The organism is Candidatus Accumulibacter contiguus (assembly GCF_012940005.1).
Taxonomy (GTDB): domain Bacteria; phylum Pseudomonadota; class Gammaproteobacteria; order Burkholderiales; family Rhodocyclaceae; genus Accumulibacter; species Accumulibacter contiguus.
On sequence record NZ_SPMX01000128.1, the window covers coordinates 1 to 1,799 of the forward strand.

General features: G+C 58.2%; 3 protein-coding genes and 1 pseudogene. All 4 read left to right on the forward strand.

Annotation, left to right across the window (positions count from 1 at the left end):
- On the forward strand, positions 1-735 hold a 735-nt coding region (locus E4Q08_RS23515; RefSeq protein WP_169072193.1), incomplete at its 5' end, for an efflux RND transporter permease subunit.
- Positions 736-777: 42 nt separating this feature from the next.
- A pseudogene (locus E4Q08_RS23520) lies at positions 778-1,120 on the forward strand (c-type cytochrome).
- Between the two features lie 35 nt (positions 1,121-1,155).
- On the forward strand, positions 1,156-1,395 hold the full coding sequence (locus E4Q08_RS23525; protein ID WP_169072194.1) for a hypothetical protein: 240 nt from the start codon (positions 1,156-1,158) through the stop codon (positions 1,393-1,395).
- Positions 1,396-1,580: 185 nt separating this feature from the next.
- The coding region (locus E4Q08_RS24215; protein ID WP_211203549.1) for a hypothetical protein at positions 1,581-1,799 on the forward strand (219 nt) is incomplete at its 3' end.

Here is a 1,799-nt window from a genome sequence, read left to right on the forward strand (position 1 = left end):
CAAGGCGCGCCGTCGATCCGCACCGAGAACGCGCTGCTCTCAGCCTATATCTTCGTCGACATCCGCGACCGCGACATCGGCAGCTACGTCGCCGACGCCAAGAAGGCGGTCGCCGAACAGGTCAGCTTCCCGCCCGGCTACTACGTCACCTGGAGCGGCCAGTTCGAGTACATGGAACGGGCTATCGAGAAGATGAAAATCGTCATCCCGGTGACGCTGCTGTCGATCTTCCTGCTGCTCTACCTCAACTTCAAGCGCCTCACCGAAACGCTGATCGTCATGCTCTCGGTGCCTTTTGCGCTGGTCGGCGGCGTCTGGCTGATGTGGTGGCTCGGCTACAACCTGTCGGTCGCCGTCGCCGTGGGCTTCATCGCCTTGGCCGGGGTCGCGACGGAAACCGGGGTGATCATGCTGATTTATCTCGATCATGCTTGGGAAGCGTTGAAAGCCAAACGTCGGACGGATAATCAGGCCCCAACGCTGCACGATCTCTACGAGGCCATCATGGAAGGCGCCGTGGAACGGGTTCGCCCGAAAATGATGACGGTGGTGGCAATCATGGCGGGCCTGCTGCCAATCATGTGGGGCACGGGGACAGGCTCCGAAGTCATGAGCCGCATTGCGGCGCCGATGGTCGGCGGGATGATCTCGTCGACGGTGCTGACGCTCGCGGTCATCCCAGCCATCTACGCTTTGGTCAAGCAGTGGCGAATCAAACGGGGAATGGAGCAATGAGGCACAAGCTTGTTTTGGATTCCTGCATCGCTTCTTGTGGCGATGCTGCCAAGCCTAGCCCTGGCTCAAGGCTGGAGCATTCCCAAACCCGGCCCCGGCCTAATGCCCAATCCCGGCATGGGCAAGGCGCTGTTCGCCAACCACTGTGCGGGCTGTCATGGCGGCGACTTGAAGGGATCGGAAAAGGGGGCCGCCCCTGCTGCACAAGATTTATGAGCCGTCACATCATGCCGATGCGGCATTCCAGTTGGCCGTGGCCAACGGTGTGCGGGCCCATCACTGGAAATTCGGCGACATGGCCCCGGTGAAAGGGGTAACGCCGGACGACGTCGCCCTCGTCACCGCCTATGTACGGGCTGAGCAGCGGAAGGTTGGCATCCAATAGCGGATGGTGCGAACAAAGCACTATAAAGGGAAAAATTGCCCAAAAAAGATGACTCAATGCGACCGTTTGAGGTTGCGATTGCCATTCTTGTGGTGCTCACCACTGGATTGAGAGACCATCATCGCGATGCCTTCGATTTGGCAAAGGCGGTTTTGTTGCGGCTTACGCGGGGCAAGGCATCCGCGCTGGCTTATGTGCGTCGGATTGTCGCTGACAAACTGAACTGCCCCGATGACCCACAGTGGCAAGTTTCTGCAGCGGATTCGAGAGGCTGAGGCAACAAGTCCTTCTGGGGCTAAGCGCCCAGACGTAAGAAGTAATACTCTCTGCGATCGGCACGACAACACGCTGACGAAACAGTGACCGAATTGTAATCCTCCCGTTATTGGGGCGACAGCTACCCACAGGCAAACTCTCCCTACGAGGCAATGAGCCTTGATCGTGCCGCAGGGAGCAAATCATGTCCGCACACAATTCGTTCGCTATCTTCAATGTACCCTCCGACCTCCATTTGGATTTGGTTGCCCGGCTGGTTGACGTGAATCTCGACTGTTTGGAAAGGATGGTTTCCACGCAGTTTTCCCCGATCAAGGAACTCCTTGAGCGAACACCGTCGTTTTCTCTGGATCAACCTGGGCAAACAGGGGCATGGTGGGCTGCCGTAGGCTTTTTCTCCATC